Here is a 16018-nt window from a genome sequence, read left to right on the forward strand (position 1 = left end):
TGACAAAAGGAATCAACCGGCAGATGTAAACACAAGCCGGTCCGTCTCAGATGCCGCTCGCCGGACCTTCCCAGATGCTGAGGAAGCCGTTCGTTTCAAGATACACGAAGATCTCCTCGGCGACGTCTTCAGCCGTGCGATCTGCCGTGCTTATTCGGATTTCAGGGTTGCCCGGCGGCTCGTACGGGCTGTCGATCCCGGTGAAATTGCGGATCTCCCCGGCGCGGGCCTTTTTGTAGAGGCCTTTGACATCCCGGCTTTCGGCGACTTCGATCGGCGTGTCGACATGGATTTCGATGAACTCGCCGTCCGGCATCAGGTTGCGCGCCAGCTGCCGCTCGGCCCGGAAGGGGGAGATGAACGAAACCAGCGTGATCAGGCCGGCATCCGACATCAGCCGGGCAACATTGGCGACCCGGCGGATGTTTTCCACCCGGTCAGCATCGGTGAAGCCAAGATCCCGGTTGAGCCCGTGGCGGACATTGTCGCCGTCCAGGATGAAGGTGTGGCGGCCGCAGGCGAAGAGGCGCTTCTGCAGCGCGTTGGCAATGGTGGACTTGCCTGATCCTGAAAGCCCTGTGAACCAGAGCACCGCCGCGCGCTGGCCCTTCTGCTCGGCAAGGGCTTCCCGGCTGATGTCAAGCGCCTGCCAGTGGATGTTGGAAGCCCGCCGCAGGGCGAAATCGATCAGGCCGAGGGCGACGGTGTCATTCGACTGGCGGTCGATCAGGATGAAGCCGCCGGTTTCCCGGTTATCCTTGTAGGGATCAAACGGGATCGGCTGGTCGAGCGAAAGCGTCGTGACGACAATCTGGTTGAGCTCGGCGGTCCGCGCGGAGGTTTCCGCCAGCGTGTTGACGTCGATGCCATGCTTTGGCGCATTGACGGTGGCGGTCACCGTCTTGGCGCCCGATTTCAGGATATAGCGGCGGCCCGGCAGAAGCGGCTGCTCGCTCATCCAGAGGAGGTGTACCTGGAACTGGTCGGAAACTTCCGCAGGCTGATCGGCTGAAGTGATCATGTCGCCGCGGGAGGTATCGATCTCGTCGGCAAAGGTCAGGGTAATCGACTGGCCGGCCACCGCTTCGGCGAGGTCACCGCTGGCTGTCACGATCCGGGTGACCGTCGTCTCGCGGCCCGATGGAAGCGACCGCACCCGGTCGCCCGCGCGGATGGCGCCGCTGGAAACCTGGCCTGCAAAGCCGCGGAAATCCAGATTGGGCCGGCTGACCCATTGCACCGGCATGCGGAAGGGGCGCGATACCTGCTCGTTTGCGATCTCGACGGTTTCCAGGTATTCGATCAGGCTCGGCCCGTCATACCAGGGCGTCTCGGGCGAGCGCTCGGTCATGTTCGTGCCGGCCAGCGCCGAGAGCGGAATGGGCTGGATAATGACCTTGCCCGGAAGACCTTCGGCAAACGCCAGATAGTCTGCGACGATGTCGTCGAAGATGTCCTGATTGAAGCCGACCAGGTCCATCTTGTTCACGGCCAGAACCAGATGGCGTATACCCAGCAGGCTGGCGATGAAGCTGTGACGGCGGGTCTGGGTCAGCACGCCCTTGCGCGCGTCGATCATCAGGATGGCTGCGTCAGCGGTTGAAGCGCCCGTTGCCATATTGCGCGTGTACTGTTCATGTCCGGGCGTATCGGCCACGATGAACTTGCGTTTCTCGGTGGCAAAGAAGCGATAGGCGACATCGATGGTGATGCCCTGCTCGCGCTCTGCGGCAAGGCCGTCGACCAGGAGCGCAAAATCAATGCTGTCGCCCTGCGTGCCGACCTTTTTGGAATCGTTCTCCAGCGCCGTGAGCTGGTCCTCGAAGATCATCTTGGAATCGTAGAGCAGGCGCCCGATCAGGGTCGACTTGCCATCATCCACCGAGCCGCAGGTGATGAAGCGCAGGAGGGACTTGTTCTCGTGCGCTTCCAGATAGGCGCCGATATCCGAAGCGATCAGATCGTCATTGAGGCGCATCAGAAATAGCCTTCCTGCTTCTTCTTTTCCATCGAGGCGGTCTGGTCCTTGTCGATGGTCCGGCCCTGGCGTTCGGAGGTGGTGGTCAGGAGGATCTCCTGGATGACGTCATCGAGCGTGTCGGCGGCACTCTCCACCGCGCCCGTCAGCGGATAGCAGCCAAGCGTCCGGAAGCGGACGGATCTGACTTCTGCCTTTGCCGCGATCTCGGCCGGCACGCGGTCATCATCGAGCATGATCAGCGAGTCGTTCCAGGCGACGACCGGCCGGGGCGCTGCCATATAGAGCGGCACAAGCTCGATGCCTTCGCGGCGGATGTATTGCCAGATGTCGAGTTCGGTCCAGTTGGAAATAGGGAAGGCCCGCAGGCTTTCGCCCTTGTGCATGCGTGTATTGTAGAGGTTCCAGATTTCCGGACGCTGCCGTTTGGGATCCCAGCGATGGCCAGCCGAGCGGAACGAGATGACGCGCTCCTTGGCGCGGGACTTTTCCTCGTCGCGGCGGGCCCCGCCAAAGGCGGCATCGAAGCCGTATTTATCAAGCGCCTGTTTCAGCGCGGCGGTCTTCATCACATCGGTATGGTAGGCCGAGCCATGGGTGAACGGGCCGACGCCTTCCTTCACCCCGTCCTCATTCGTATGGACAAGGAGTTCAAGGCCGAGCTCCTTCACCTTGCGGTCCCGGAACGCGATCATCTCCCTGAACTTCCAGCCCGTATCAACATGCAGGAGCGGGAAAGGGGGCCTTGCCGGATAGAAGGCCTTCAGCGCCAGATGCAGCATCACAGCCGAATCCTTGCCGATGGAATAAAGCATCACCGGCTTTTCGCATTCGGCCGCTACCTCCCTCAGGATATGAAGGCTTTCGGCTTCCAGCCGGTCTAGATGGGTCAGGTTGGGCAAGGGTCTCTGATCCTGTTCTGGTGCTCTGGCGCTTGCTTAGCGGGCCTTGGCTCCGGAATAAAGGCTTCGTGCTAGATTGGCAGTCTCCCTTCAGCAAAGCTAAACGAAAGCGGGCCGGGCGCCAGACCTGAATCTGCCGCAATTGGTGTCACAAATGCACATAAATCGTCATTGTGCAGCCTCAGGTCCATGGGTTTATGGAGACGGTCGGTTTATCGGCTGGGGGCAGCCCGAACGGAGCGCGAAGTTCATGTGTGGTATCGTTGCAATTGCAGGCAGGGAAGATGTCGCTGGCCGCCTGGTGGAGGGCCTGAAACGGCTTGAATATCGCGGCTATGACAGCGCCGGGGTTGCCGTGGCCGCTGCCGGCGGTGTCGAGCGCCGCCGCGCCAAGGGCAAGATCGTTAACCTTCAGGCGCGCCTCGATGAAAGCCCGCTCACGGGCCTGACCGGCATCGCCCACACCCGCTGGGCCACCCATGGCGCGCCCAACGAGGCCAACGCCCACCCTCACATGTCCGGCCCGGTGGCCATCGTCCACAATGGCATCATCGAGAATTACCGCGAGCTGCGCGAAGAGCTTGAAGGGCGTGGCCGCACATTCGAGTCCGAGACCGACAGCGAAGTCATCGCCCAGCTGATCGATGCCTACATGGCCGAAGGAAAGGACCCGGTGGCTGCCTTCGAGGCGGCGCTGAAGCATTTCCACGGCGCCTTTGCCATCGCGGCCATCTTTGCGAGCGACCCCGAGCTTGTGATCGGCGCCCGCAAGGGCTCGCCCCTGGTGCTCGGCTATGGCGAGGACGAGATGTATCTGGGCTCCGACGCCATCGCGCTCGCCCCCCTGACCCGCGATGTCACCTATCTGGAAGAGGGCGACTGGGTTGTCCTTCGCCGCAACAGCTTTGACATCCGCAATGCACTTGGGCAGCGGGTCAACCGGGCGCGGGTGACCTCGGCGGTCAATGACGCGCTGATCGAGCGCGGCGAGTATGATCACTTCATGCTCAAGGAAATCCATGAGCAGCCTGAATCGCTGGCGCGCTCCATCATGCCCTACATCAACCAGGCGACCCAGACGGTCAGCGTGCCTGACGCGGCTGAAACCCTGTTTGCCGATGCCGACCGGGCCGTCGCCATTGCCTGCGGCACGGCGTTCTATGCCGCCTTCACAGCCAAATACTGGTTCGAGCAGCTCGCCCGCCTCGCCTTCGAGCCCGACATCGCATCAGAATTCCGGTATCGCCGCCCGGTCCTGCCGCAGAAGGGCCTGTCGCTGTTCGTCAGCCAGTCGGGCGAAACGGCCGATACGCTGGCGGCGCTGCGCTATTGCCGCGAGAACCGCACGCCGGCGATTGCGGTGGTCAACGTTCCGGAAAGCTCGATCGCGCGGGAAGCGGCCTCGATCGTGCCGACCCATGCCGGGCCCGAGATCGGCGTTGCCTCGACCAAGGCGTTCACCGCCCAATTGTCCGTACTCGCCATCCTCGCCCTCTCTGCAGCAAAGGCCCGCGGGCACCTTCTGCCCGGAGACGAGGTGAAGTTTGTGCGCAGCCTGCTGGCGCTGCCGCGCAAGGTGACGCAGGCGCTGGAAGCCGCGCCGCAGGTAAGGGAGATCGCCAGGCGCATTGCCGACAAGCGGGACGTGCTCTTCCTGGGCCGGGGCCGGTATTATCCCCTCGCGCTGGAAGGCGCGCTGAAACTCAAGGAAGTCTCCTATATCCATGCCGAAGGATATGCCGCCGGTGAGCTCAAGCACGGCCCCATCGCCCTGATCGAGAAGGGCCTGCCCGTCATCGTCGTGGCGCCAAAGGACGAGCTCTTCGAGAAGACCATCTCCAATGTCGAGGAAGTGCGCGCGCGCGGGGCCGAGATCATCCTGATCTCTGATGCTGCCGGCATCAAGGCGGCGGGCAAGCGCGCCGATCATGTGATCGAGCTGCCGGACGGGGACGAGATTTCCCTGCCGATCCTGTCGGCCATTCCGCTCCAGCTGCTCGCCTATTATGTGGCGCTGACACGCGGGACCGATGTCGACCAGCCGCGCAACCTCGCCAAATCGGTGACGGTGGAATAGAGCCTCGGCGAGGAAGTCAGCTACCTGGATAAACTTGATGTCCTTGACCGTGTGCCCCGATCCGATCCTGCCGGAAGTCCTTCACGTGCTTCCTGCCCGTCATGTCGATGCGCGTGGCTGGTTTTCTGAAACTTATAATTCTGAGGCTTTTCGCAGGGCAGGTATCGAGTGTGATTTTGTCCAGGACAACCAGTCCCGGTCGGAGAAAGCCGGCACGATCCGCGGCCTTCATTTTCAGAAACCTCCGCACGCGCAGGCAAAACTCATCCGGTGCGCGCGGGGTCGCATACTGGATGTTGCCGTCGACATCCGGGCAGGGTCCCCGAGGTTCGGGGTGTTTACTCTTGTTGAACTCTCCGCGGACACCGGGCTGCAGCTGTTCATCCCGGCTGGCTTTGCACACGGCTTCTGCACTCTGGAAGACGGGTGTGAGGTTGCCTACAAGGTTGACGCATTCTTTGCGCCCGGATGTGACGCCGGGATTGCCTACAATGATCCCGACATCGGGATTGGCTGGCCTTTTCCGGAGCATGAGCTGCTTCTGTCCGACAAGGACCGAAAGCTGCCACGGCTGAAAGACCTGTGACCGCAGGATCAGTTCACCGTGGCGGGCACCAGATGAGGTCGCCTGCCGGGCCAATTCTCGTCATTGGCCGAAATGGCCAGCTCGCCTTGTCGATTGCAGCTCTGGGCAGGCCGGATACGAACTGCGTCGGCCGTCCGGAGGCTGACCTTGCAGACCCGGCAAAGCTCGCTGAGCTGATCGCTCGGATGAAGCCGCGCCTGGTGCTCAACGCGGGTGGTTTCACAAAGGTCGATCCAGCGGAAAGCCAGACAGAGGAAGCCTTCATCCTCAACCGCGATGGCCCGGCCCATCTGGCCCGTCTCTGCGCCGCCGCCGATATTCCTCTGATCCACGTCTCCACCGATTGTGTGTTTGATGGCCGGAAACAGACGTCCTATGCGCCTGATGATGTGCCTCAGCCACTCAGCGCCTATGGCCGCTCCAAGCGTGCGGGCGAAGAGGCGGTTGCAGTCAACTGCCGCAAACATCTCGTCGTGCGCGTGTCCTGGGTGTTTTCCGAACATGCTGACAATTTCGTCCGTACTATGCTGAGGCTCGCCGGGCAGCGAGACGCTGTTCTGGTGGTAAGCGATCAGATCGGCTACCCGACGTATTGCCCGGACCTTGCGGCTGGCCTTCTGGCGATGGCCGATCAAGTGCTGGCGCCGGGCTTTGACGAATGGGGCACTTATCATCTTGCCGGACGGGAAGAGATCGACCGGGCGAGCATGGCCGAGGCGATCTTTGCGCAAAGCCGCGCTATGGGAGGGCCATCTGCGCAGGTGATGCCAGTCCTGACGCGGGATTTTCCGACCCCGGCGGATCGCCCCCTGAATGCCCGTCTGGATTCGGGCAAGGCTGCGGAGGTTTTTGGGCTACGGTTGCCGGACTGGCGGGCCGGTCTTCAGAAATCCGTCAGGGTTCTTGTGGCAGAGAAGAATTGAGCCCTCTTGGGGGCAGAGCTGAGGAAGGCGAGGAGACGATGTACCCGATCAGCGAGATAGAAGAACGGATTCTTCAGACCCTTTCGGAAAAAGGCCCGCAGATCGGCAAGGAGCTTGCCTTTGCGATGCCCGATGTGCCGGTGCTGGCCCTGTGGCAGGCCTGTTTCCGCAGCCAGTCTTTCCTGATCTCGCACTTTGCGAGCTATTACCTGCGCTACGACATTACCCGCGAGGATCAGGTGCGGCTCAGCCCCTCGATCCTGCGGGACTTTCTTTCCTTCACCCTGTTCGGCCTGCCCGGGCAGCGGGAGCAGATGATCGAGCGGCAGGGCTCGCTCTCGAACATGCACAGGGAAATCAGCCGCGAGAAGATCGCTCTGGCGCAGGCGGCGATGAAGGGGGTGTTCCTGAAGCTCACCCGGGAAATCCGCAGCCAGATTTGCGCTTTCATCGCCGGGGACCTTGCCTATTTCCTCGCCCACAATGAGCCGCGCGAGCATGCTGCTTCGGGCGAGATGGTGAAGGGATCGGATGTCGACATCATCATCATCCTTTCCGACACGCTGCCCGATGAGGTGAAGGAGACGATTGATGCCGAGATGATCCGGCTCAAATCCATCTATCTGCGCCATCCCGACCATCGCCAGGAAATCGATTTCATCACCAAGCGCCAGTCCCTGATGGAGCGCCAGTTCGGCTATTCCACCATCCATGACAAGATCGCCAGCAAGATTGCCTATGAATCGATGTTCCTGGGCGGATCGCTGACGCTCTACATGGAAGTGCGCGATGCGATGTCGCGTCTGGGCGTGGACAAGCTGATCGAGGGGGATTTCGATCATGCGCTCAAGGATCGCAAGAATGCGATGCGCAAGCTGCTGCAGGTTGACGCCACCACGATTGATGACGAAACGCGCTCGCTGTTTTACTTCTCCCAGGAACGCGTAGAATTTTCCTGACACAGGCTGAAACCCTGACACAGGCTGAAACCAAGTGTGACTGGAAAGAAGGCGCAGGGCGCGCCAGAGAGCGCGCTCAAGCTCATTTGAGGAACCGACATGCAATTCATCGACCTTCAGGCCCAGCGCCGCCGCATCGAACCTGAGATCAATGCGGCCGTGCAGTCCGTCATCGAAAGCGGGCGGTATGTTCTTGGGCCCGAGGTTGGCGAACTTGAGAAACAGCTGGCGGCCTGGTGCGGGGCAAAGCATGCGGTGACCTGCGCCAATGGCACCGACGCGCTGGCGCTGGCGCTGATGGCCTGGGCGCTGAAGCCGGGCGACGCGGTCTTCTGCCCGAGCTTTACCTTTGTGGCGACCGCGCAGGTGGTTCCGTGGCTTGGCGCGACCCCGGTGTTCGTGGATATTCAAGCGGCCACCTACAACATGGATCCGGCAAGCCTTGAGGCGCAGATTGCGCGGGTGAAGGCGGAAGGTAAGCTGAAGCCGAAGGTGGTGATTGCGGTCGACCTTTTTGGTCAGCCAGCTGATTATCCGGCGATCAGGGCGATCTGTGACCGGGAAGGGATGAAGCTCATCTCCGACACCGCGCAGGGCTATGGCTGCACGCTGAACGGCCGGCATCCCTCCGACTGGGCAGACATTGCCACGACGAGCTTCTTCCCGGCCAAGCCCCTCGGCTGCTATGGCGATGGCGGCGCGATCGTGACCAATGACAGCGCGCTGGCCGAGCTGATCGAGTCGCTGCGGGTCTACGGCAAGGTGACGCCGACCGATGCGGCGCAGCGCAACTTCCATCATGATCCGAAATATCTGTCGCTGCGCGTAGGTATGAATTCGCGGCTTGATACGATCCAGGCGGCGATCCTGCTTGAGAAGCTGAAGATATTTGCCGATGAGATCGAAAAGCGCGAAGCGATTGCCCGGCGCTATTCAGCCGCCTTCAAGGGCAATGTGCGCCGTGTGCCGGCAGTCATCGAGGGCGGCCAGTCGGTCTGGGCCCAGTATGTCATCGAGCATGAAAACCGCGACGGGCTGCAGGCGCATCTGACAGCCAAGGGGATTCCGAGCATGGTTTATTATCCCGTGCCGATCCACAGCCAGGATTTTGCTGCCCGCTTTGCTCCGCCCGAGGGGAGCCTCCCGGTTACCGAAACGGCGAGCCGGCATGTTCTTGCCCTGCCGATGCATCCTTATCTGCCTGCGGAAGATCAGGACCGGGTGATCGAGGCGGTACTCGGGTTTAACGGGTGATCAGGGACAGGTGCCTGAAGATTTTATCAGGATCTTTTCGGGCTAGGGTTCACTCAAAAGAAAGTGGAAGGCCACCCCTGGCTGATCGGAGGCAGGGTGGGCTCTACAGGCTGGATAGGGTAGGAGTGCCGGATAGCTAAACCGGCCTCTTTTTCAGTTCAGCCGACACCAGCCGCAGAATGTCCGACGGGGCTGCGTCCAGTGCTGAAGTCAGCCTGAGGAACTCGACTACATCGAGTCTGCGTTCACCAAGTTCGATCTTCGCGACGAAAGACTGTGGAACCCCCAGCATATCGGCGACTTCCTGTTGCGACAGGCCAGCCTTCTGTCGTGAACTCTTCAGCTCACGGACCAGGACACGGTGTGCCGGAGATCGAAGCGACTTTGACAAAGGTCCCACCAGAACAAAAAAGCATTGATTTTCTAATCCTGATCGCGGATAATCCCATTTTAGGATTAAATGGATTTCGCCATGGAATGCGGCGCGACGATACCTGAAGAAACTGGAGGCCAGTGCATCTCGGTCTGGAAGGATGCGCTTCGGCCAGGCATGGAGAAGCTGCATGGCCTGAGTGGCTTTGCCGACTTTAATGCGCGTGACTGACCCGGCTACTCACCCTAAGCCTGCCGTACACACTTTACGGACTCGGGCACGAATTGAGGATCGCGCAGCGCCCTGCACTGCCCCGCAGCAACGTGGTGAGCGCGCGCCGTGCGACGGCCTTACCCAAGTCTTTCGCGCTCAGTACCGCCAGCTACTTCGCTTCTGCCGGATACGGGTGCGCAACGACGCCGATGCAGAGGACATCGTGCAAGCTGCCTTCCTTGCGGCGCGAAGAGCCTATCCGGAAAAGGGAATAGAAGAACTTCGGCCGCTATTGTTCACTTTGGTCCGCAACACTGCCTTGAACCATCTCAAGGCCTCATGGAACCGTCGGCGCCATGGAGACGATGTGAGCGCGTTGAGCGAGCAGTTGCCATGCCCTGCCAGCCCGTGCCCTGAGAAACAACTGATCGACTCCGAGCGCCTTGCCCTTGTCGAGGCAGTGATGTCGGGAATGACTCCGAGGCGGCAGATCGCGCTGCGGCTGCACCGGTATGAAGGCTTTTCCTATGAGGAGATTGCGAGGCGCCTGTCGATCTCTCCAACCGCAGTGAAGAAGCATGTGGCCCGCGGTGTCGCCGAAATAGCAGCGCGTCTTGCAGAGGCCGAAGATCCGGCCGGCAAAGACAGGCAGGGGTGACAGGGCAGGACCCGCGCCATGACGGAAGCGGGCCATTGGGCGAGCCGGCGCTTTGCAGCGCTTCGGGCAGTGCTTTGGCAGATGCAAGCCTATCTGCGAGGAACGATCAGCGATCGCATCTGCGCCGCAATGGGTTGCCCATGCTTTGCAGTTCGGGGAAGGGGCCCCGTGGGGACGGCGGTTGCCGTCCCCACGGGTTCGTTTAGTTGACGAGGCGCGTGAGTTCGCTTGCCAGGTCGGTCTTTTCCCAGGTGAAGGTGCCGTCCGTGCCCGGAATACGGCCGAAATGGCCGTAGGCGGCTGTCGGCGCGTAGATCGGGCTTGCAAGCTTCAGATGCGTGCGAATGCCCTTGGGCGAGAGGTCGAAGAGTTCACGCACGGCCTTGGCGATGCGGGCTTCGTCGGCCTGGCCGGTGCCGTGGGTGTCGACATAGATCGAGAGCGGCTGGGCGACGCCAATGGCATAGGACACCTGGATGGTGCAGCGGGTGGCGAGGCCGGCGGCGACGATGTTCTTGGCGAGGTAGCGCGTGGCATAGGCAGCCGAACGGTCAACCTTCGACGGGTCCTTGCCCGAGAAGGCGCCGCCGCCATGAGGGGCTGCGCCGCCATAGGTGTCGACGATGATCTTGCGGCCGGTGAGGCCGGTGTCTCCGTCCGGGCCGCCGATAACGAAGCTGCCGGTGGGGTTGACGTAGAACTTGTCTTCCGGCGGGAACCAGCCTTCGGGAAGGACCGCCTTCACGACCGGGCGGATGATCTCGCGCAGCTCGTCCTGGCTGACGCCGGCCTTGTGCTGGTGGGAGACGACGACAGCGTTGACGCCAACCGGGCGCGAGCCTTCATACTGAAGCGTGACCTGGCTTTTCGCGTCGGGCTCAAGCTGCGGGTTCTTGCCCGAATGGCGCAGGCCTGCGAGCTTTTGCAGGATCTGGTGAGAATAGATGAGCGTGGCCGGCATCAGTTCTGGGGTTTCATTGGTCGCATAGCCGAACATGATGCCCTGGTCGCCGGCGCCTTCTTCCTTGAAGAGGCCCTGGCCTTCTTCAACGCCCTGGGCAATCTCGGAGGATTGTCCGTGGACGTGGTTTTCAACGGCCATCTTTTCCCAATGGAAGCCATCCTGCTCATAGCCGATTTTCTTCACGACCGCGCGGGCAGCGGCGTTCATCTCGTCATGGGTGACGACGGCGCCGTTATTGGTGCGCACTTCACCGGCGAGGACAACGCGGTTGGTAGTGCAAAGTGTTTCGACGGCGACCTTCGCAGGTCGGGTCCCTGCTCAGGAACAGGTCGACGATGGCGTCCGAGATCTGGTCGGAGACCTTGTCGGGATGTCCCTCGGCAACGCTCTCGCTGGTGAACTCATGGGATTTCAGGGGCATTTCAAAGGCTCCTCTCGGAAAAAGTTACCGGGCGAACACGACTGTGCGGCCGGAATTGAGAAAGATACGGTGTTCGGCATGGGCCTTAACGGCCCGCAGCAGGGCGATGCCTTCAATATGGCGACCGGTTTCGACCATGTCCTCGGGCGTGAACGTGTGATCGATCGTTTCGGTGGCCTGGGTGATAATCGGGCCTTCATCGAGATCGGCAGTTACGTAATGGGCGGTTGCGCCGATCACCTTCACGCCTCGGGCGTGGGCCTGGTGATAGGGCCGGGCGCCCTTGAAGCCGGGCAGGAAGGAATGGTGGATGTTGATGACCTGGCCTTCAAGGCGGCTGCAGGCCTCCTCGCTCAGAACCTGCATATAACGCGCAAGAACGACGAGTTCGGAGCTTGTTTCCTCGATGATCCCGTAAAGACGTGCTTCGGCTTCAGGCTTAGTGGCTGCTGTCACCGGCACATGAAACCAGGGCAGGCCCCAGTGCGCAAAGGCCGGTTTCAGCGTGTCATGATTTGACACGATGCCTGTGATCTCGACGGGCAGCTCTCCCCGCCGGGCGGCATAGAGCAGCGTGTTCGCGCAATGGTCCGACTTCGAGACCATGAGCAGGGTGCGCAGCTTCTCATCCGAAGGACGGATCTGCCAGTCCGCCTTGATCTCTTCAGCCAGGGGCGCCATGGCGGTACTCACCGCGTCGAGCGAGCCGCCATTGCCCGGCGGGCTGAAGACCAGCCGGGCAAAGAAGCGGTTCGTCTGCCGGTCGCCGAAGGTGCGCGAGGTCACGATGAAGCAGCCATGCTCCTGCATGAGCCGGGCAAGGCTGGCAACAAGGCCAACCCTGTCCGGGCAGCTCAGGGTAAGGATGAACGACTGCGACAAGTATGTCCCCGGGGCCCGATCAGTAACGGTAATGATCGGGCTTGAACGGGCCGGCCGTGTCGACGCCGATATAGGCCGCCTGATCGCCCGAGAGTTCGGTGAGCTTCACGCCGAGCTTTTCAAGGTGTAGGCGGGCAACTTTCTCGTCGAGATGCTTGGGCAGGGTATAAACCTTGTTTTCGTATTCGGCGCCCTTCGTCCAGAGCTCGATCTGGGCGAGCGTCTGGTTGGTGAACGAGGCCGACATCACGAAGGAAGGGTGGCCGGTGGCGTTGCCGAGGTTTACGAGGCGGCCTTCCGACAGCAGGATGATACGCTTGCCATCCGGGAAGGTGATCATGTCCACCTGCGGCTTGATGTTGGTCCACTGAAAGTTCTTCAACGAGTCAACTTCGATCTCGTTGTCGAAGTGGCCGATATTGCAGACGATCGCCATGTCTTTCATGGCGCGCATGTGGTCGACCGTGATGATGTTCTTGTTGCCCGTAGCAGTGACGAAGATATCAAACTGCGACGCGGCGTCGTTCATCGTGGTGACTTCATAGCCGTCCATCGCCGCCTGCAGGGCGCAGATCGGGTCGATTTCGGAAACGGCGACGCGGGCGCCGGAACCCGAGAGGGAAGCGGCCGAGCCCTTGCCGACATCGCCATAACCGGCGACGAAGGCGCGCTTGCCGGCCATCATCACGTCGGTGCCGCGGCGGATCGCGTCAACGAGGGACTCCTTGCAGCCATACTTGTTGTCGAATTTCGACTTGGTGACGGAGTCGTTGACGTTGATCGCCGGGAAGGGCAACTCGCCGCGCTTTTCCATCTGGTAGAGGCGATTGACGCCCGTGGTGGTCTCTTCCGAGACGCCCTTGATGCCGGCCTTGGTCTTGGCAAACCAGCCGGGGCTGGCGGCGATGCGCTTGCGGATCTGGGCGAAGAGGACCTTCTCTTCTTCCGAGCCCGGATTTTTCAGGACCGACGGGTCAGCTTCGGCCTTTTCACCGAGGACGAGATACATCGTGGCGTCACCGCCATCGTCGAGGATCAGGTTGGGCGCGGTGCCGTCATGCCAGTGGAAGAGACGGTCGGTGTAATCCCAGTACTCTTCGAGGGTTTCGCCCTTGTAGGCCCAGACAGGCGTGCCGTTGGCGACGATGGCGGCGGCGGCGTGGTCCTGGGTCGAGTAGATGTTGCAGGAGACCCACTGGACGTCGGCGCCGAGCGCTTCGAGCGTCTGGATCAGGACCGCGGTCTGGATTGTCATGTGGAGCGAGCCGGCGATCTTGGCGCCTTTCAGGGGCTGGCTTGGGCCGAACTCTTCACGGGCGGCCATCAGGCCCGGCATTTCGGTTTCCGCGATGTCCATTTCCTTCTGGCCGAACTCGGCCAGCGAGATGTCCTTCACGAAATAGTCCTTGGGGAGGGCTTTGGCGCTCATATCAACGATCCTTTATATCTTGATATGCCGTTATCATGCGAATATCGTGTCCGCAATCCTGTGCAGCCTAGAGCCTCGCGCTGTCATTTGGACGCATAGCCCGCAGCTTTGAAGAAGATCCAGCACTAGGCTGATGTGAAGAGCTTGCAGATATCCCCGATGGCGTCGTTATTGTCCTCGAAGGTTCGGGCGGCGGCGGCGCGGAGATGGGCTTTCAGCTTTGAGAAAGCCATCTCGATCGGGTTGAGGTCGGGCGAGCATTTCGGCTGGAAGAACTATCACGCGCCACATTCAGCGAGGGTGTCTTCGGCGCGCTGGCTGTAGTGGACGCTGAGATTGTCGAGGATAACGACATCGCCGGGTGAGAGTGTCGGGGCAAGCTGGGTCTCGACATAAACTTCAAAGGCAGTTCGGTTCATGGCGCCTTCGATGATTCAGGGTGGGGTGAGCTCACCGCAGCGCAGGCCCGCGATGAACGTCTGTGTGCTCCACTTTCCGAACGGCACAGTTGCCTTCAGGCGCTTCCCGCACAGCGACCGTCCGCGAAGGCGGCACATGTTTGTCTTCACAGAGGTCTCGTCGATGAGCACCAGACGGCCAGGTTCAGCCCGCATGGCAGGCTGGCGATAATGCTTCCAGTCCGCTTGGGCCGCTGTCATATCAGCTCGTTCCTGCTCCGCTGCCAGAAGCGCTTTTTTATATGTAAGTCCGGTTTGGCGGAGCGCCCGCGAGAGCGATGCCGGGGCCACCGTTGCCCCGTGCTCCGACCCCAAGCGGCTTGCCAGTTTCGGCATCGTTACATCCGGCCACGCCTCGACTTCCCTGCTCAGGAAATCGAGATACGGCGCCAACTTTGCGTGCCGCCGTCCACCCGCTGGGCGAGGCGTGACCCTCCCCATCTACTGCCAAAACCTAAGCAGCTTCACCGCAAAGCTGGGGCTGACCTCAAACTGGCGAGCAGCAACTTCCCGCGAGTTACTCTGGGTAGCAAGCTCCACAACCCAAAGCCGCATATTCTTAGAATGCCTCAGCCATGAGCCAACTCCTCCAAGGAGTGAATCACAACCCGCACAAACTGAGAATCTTTGATTCCGCGTGACTGCGCAACGGTCTAGTTGGCGTTGCGCCAGCAACACTTGGTTTCAGCTTGTGGCACGTCGAAAGGGCAGAATCACGCCAGCTCTGGCATTAATGGGTGATTTCAGGAGGTTGCTGCTGGCGATTGCGAAGCCGAGGCTGTAAAAAATGCAGGCGCGGAAAAGTTGCCAGATCGGAATTGTCTGGGGTAACGCCATAAGTTCGCTAAATGCGGGAGAGTTTCATGGTGGATGGGACGCAGATCAGAACGCGGTTTGAAACACTCATCCGCAGAATCAAGGACAGCTTTGTGGATCTCAGGCCTGCCCAGCCAGCAATTGTTACCGGTGCGCCCACGGCGGAAACGCCGGAGAGCTGGTTGCCCTTTCTCCCGGACAATGTGTCCAAACCTGACCGCCCACTTCCAATTGTAGGCTTGAGGAGTCACGCTGCACATCCGGTGCTTTGCTCCAGACCTGAGATAAGTGTCGTGCTAGGATCTCTCAACCGCTTCGAATTGCTGAAACTCGCCATTGATTCTGTTCGCAGGGAACTTCGCAAACTTGAGGGCGAAATCCTAGTTGTCGATGGCGGCTCGACGGACGGTTCGCTGGAATGGCTCGTTCAGCAGCACGATATCATCACCCTTATCCAGCATAACCGCTATGAGGCCGATGGCGTGAAGCGGCGACGGCGGAGCTGGGGCGGTTTCATGAATATCGGATTCCGCGCTGCTGCAGCCCCCAATATTGCCATGATCTCGGATGACTGTCTTTTGATGCCAGGTAGCCTCAGAAATGCGCTCGAAAGGATGAAGGCAGCCCGCATTGCAGGCGTGCCGGTCGGCGCATGCGCCTTCTACTTTCGAGACTGGCCGAATGATCAGCGCTACTTCGTGCAGAGGACCCTTGGCGGTAACCTCATGGTTAATCACGGTATATACACGCGCGAAGCTCTGGAAGCGGTCGGGTATGCCAATGAGGACGATTACGTCTTTTACAAAGCCGACACAGATCTGTCGTTGAAAATCTGGCAGAGTGGTTTCTGCATCATCGACTCTCCTGAGTCTGTTTGCGAGCACTATATTGGCGTCGGAGAAACCTTGCGGCAAAGTAATGTCGCTCTCATGGATTACGACCGGGCTCAGATGCGCGCCCTTTGGTCGGGCTTGGTCCACAAATCGTCAGTGGAAAAGATGGGCAAGATTTATCTTGATACCGAGCCGCTTTCTGAAGCAGACGATCTCTGGAGCGTAAGGTATAAAGCCGAAAGCAACCTGTATGCGTCGGCCGCTCATTCTGCAGACAATAGTTGTTAAAGAG

14 protein-coding genes and 1 pseudogene are annotated in these 16018 nt (G+C 60.6%); 7 read left to right on the plus strand and 8 right to left on the minus strand.

What is annotated here, in order from left to right:
- Positions 1-46: 46 nt before the first annotated feature.
- Entirely contained in the window at positions 47-1978 is a 1932-nt protein-coding gene (gene cysN, locus KG722_RS14610; protein WP_213272780.1) for a sulfate adenylyltransferase subunit CysN, read from the minus strand.
- Complete coding sequence (gene cysD / locus KG722_RS14615) at positions 1978-2880, minus strand: sulfate adenylyltransferase subunit CysD (RefSeq protein ID WP_213272782.1); 903 nt, start codon at positions 2878-2880, stop codon at positions 1978-1980. Before cysD ends, cysN begins: the two co-directional genes overlap by 1 nt.
- 250 nt (positions 2881-3130) lie before the next feature.
- Here cysD and glmS point away from each other — a divergent pair, with 250 nt between their 5' ends.
- From glmS to KG722_RS14640, 5 genes are all read left to right on the plus strand, one after another.
- Positions 3131-4957: a glutamine--fructose-6-phosphate transaminase (isomerizing) gene (glmS, locus tag KG722_RS14620; protein ID WP_213272784.1), complete on the plus strand. Its 1827-nt coding sequence runs from the start codon at positions 3131-3133 to the stop codon at positions 4955-4957.
- A gap of 37 nt (positions 4958-4994) precedes the next feature.
- Positions 4995-5543: a dTDP-4-dehydrorhamnose 3,5-epimerase gene (rfbC, locus tag KG722_RS14625; RefSeq protein WP_213272786.1), complete on the plus strand. Its 549-nt coding sequence runs from the start codon at positions 4995-4997 to the stop codon at positions 5541-5543.
- A gap of 32 nt (positions 5544-5575) precedes the next feature.
- Positions 5576-6466: a dTDP-4-dehydrorhamnose reductase gene (gene rfbD / locus KG722_RS14630; RefSeq protein WP_213272788.1), complete on the plus strand. Its 891-nt coding sequence runs from the start codon at positions 5576-5578 to the stop codon at positions 6464-6466.
- A gap of 38 nt (positions 6467-6504) precedes the next feature.
- On the plus strand, positions 6505-7425 hold the full coding sequence (locus KG722_RS14635) for a hypothetical protein (protein WP_213272789.1): 921 nt from the start codon (positions 6505-6507) through the stop codon (positions 7423-7425).
- Positions 7426-7524: 99 nt separating this feature from the next.
- Complete coding sequence (locus KG722_RS14640; protein WP_213272791.1) at positions 7525-8679, plus strand: DegT/DnrJ/EryC1/StrS aminotransferase family protein; 1155 nt, start codon at positions 7525-7527, stop codon at positions 8677-8679.
- A 136-nt stretch (positions 8680-8815) separates the two neighbouring features.
- Here KG722_RS14640 and KG722_RS14645 read toward each other — a convergent pair whose 3' ends face one another.
- Positions 8816-9244 carry a helix-turn-helix transcriptional regulator gene (locus tag KG722_RS14645; protein ID WP_213272793.1) on the minus strand — a complete coding sequence of 143 codons (429 nt, stop codon included), beginning with the start codon at positions 9242-9244 and terminating at the stop codon, positions 8816-8818.
- Between the two features lie 25 nt (positions 9245-9269).
- Here KG722_RS14645 and KG722_RS14650 point away from each other — a divergent pair, with 25 nt between their 5' ends.
- A complete protein-coding gene (locus KG722_RS14650) occupies positions 9270-9923 on the plus strand; it encodes a sigma-70 family RNA polymerase sigma factor (RefSeq protein ID WP_213272795.1) in 654 nt (217 codons plus the stop codon).
- Between the two features lie 202 nt (positions 9924-10125).
- Here the strand turns inward: KG722_RS14650 and metK are convergent.
- The 5 genes and pseudogenes from metK to KG722_RS14680 form a co-directional block, all read right to left on the minus strand.
- Positions 10126-11308: pseudogene (gene metK, locus KG722_RS14655) on the minus strand (methionine adenosyltransferase).
- 24 nt (positions 11309-11332) lie between these two features.
- Entirely contained in the window at positions 11333-12190 is an 858-nt protein-coding gene (gene purU / locus KG722_RS14660) for a formyltetrahydrofolate deformylase (RefSeq protein WP_213272797.1), read from the minus strand.
- A gap of 19 nt (positions 12191-12209) precedes the next feature.
- Positions 12210-13619 (minus strand): adenosylhomocysteinase, encoded by a 1410-nt coding sequence (gene ahcY / locus KG722_RS14665; RefSeq protein WP_213272798.1) that lies wholly within the window; start codon positions 13617-13619, stop codon positions 12210-12212.
- A 278-nt stretch (positions 13620-13897) separates the two neighbouring features.
- Positions 13898-14038: a hypothetical protein gene (locus KG722_RS14675; protein ID WP_213272802.1), complete on the minus strand. Its 141-nt coding sequence runs from the start codon at positions 14036-14038 to the stop codon at positions 13898-13900.
- Between the two features lie 15 nt (positions 14039-14053).
- A complete protein-coding gene (locus KG722_RS14680; RefSeq protein ID WP_213272803.1) occupies positions 14054-14278 on the minus strand; it encodes a hypothetical protein in 225 nt (74 codons plus the stop codon).
- A gap of 662 nt (positions 14279-14940) precedes the next feature.
- Between KG722_RS14680 and KG722_RS14685 the strand changes: the two genes are divergently transcribed.
- Positions 14941-16014 carry a glycosyltransferase gene (locus KG722_RS14685; protein WP_213272805.1) on the plus strand — a complete coding sequence of 358 codons (1074 nt, stop codon included), beginning with the start codon at positions 14941-14943 and terminating at the stop codon, positions 16012-16014.
- Positions 16015-16018 lie beyond the last annotated feature (4 nt).

The organism is Hyphomonas sp. (assembly GCF_018402285.1).
Taxonomy (GTDB): Bacteria; Pseudomonadota; Alphaproteobacteria; order Caulobacterales; family Hyphomonadaceae; genus Hyphomonas.